Source organism: Micrococcus sp. LASM2_SD2 (assembly GCF_057364565.1).
This window is the reverse complement of record NZ_JBNFOB010000456.1, coordinates 1-725: the sequence shown is the minus strand read 5'-3', so window position 1 is coordinate 725 and position 725 is coordinate 1. Positions and strand designations below refer to the sequence as shown.

The following is a 725-nucleotide window of genomic DNA, read 5'->3' as shown; positions in this document are numbered from 1 at the left end:
TCATCGACGGACGCCCGTTCGCCGGCCGCATGGTCCCGGGCGTCCCCCGGCCCGTGGACCCCCGCCGCGGCCGCCTCTTCCGGCGTCCTCCTGCGCCTGTGCTGCTCGATCATCGCCCCTCCTTCACGTCTGGCGGACCAGCCCCACGGGCCGCCCGCCGAGCGCCCCTGCGGCGCCTCCGCCACCCACGCTGGCAGGGCACTCCTGACCGCCGTCGGGCCGCCGCCTGCCGGCACGGCGCGTCTGTGGAGAACGACGTTGGCTGGTCGCCTGTGGAGGACCCCTCACCGTCCGCGGTGGTCCTCCGGAGCGAGCTTCGGGCCGAACCGCTCGCGGCGCTCGCCGGAGAGCCCGATCATCCGCACCAGCCGCTGCCGGTGCCCGGCCCAGGGCTCGAGCAGGCGCAGCATCCCGGCGTCGTCCACGCGGCGGCCGGTGAGGACCTGCCCCACGTAGTGCGCCAGGTGGTAGTCGCCCACGGCCACCAGGTCCGCCGATCCGTGGCTGCGCTGCAGGGCCTCGGCCACGGTCCACGCGCCGATCCCCGGGATCGACTGGAGCCGCCGTGCCAGCTCCGCCGTGGCCTCCACGTCCCCGGGCCGCACCTGCCGGCCCAGCCGGTCGATGCTCGCCGCCCGCTCGGCGACGCGCAGCAGTGCCTTGGACTGCGGCGGCTGCACCCAGAACCGGTGCCAGTCCCAGCTCGGCACCCGCAGCACCGCGGC

Annotated in this window: 1 protein-coding gene; it reads right to left on the bottom strand. The window is 76.7% G+C overall.

All coding sequences use genetic code 11. The annotated features are described in order from the left end of the window. Positions 1-284 precede the first annotated feature (284 nt). On the bottom strand, positions 285-725 hold a 441-nt coding region (locus AC2W7A_RS13085; RefSeq protein ID WP_485991701.1), incomplete at its 5' end, for a DNA glycosylase family protein.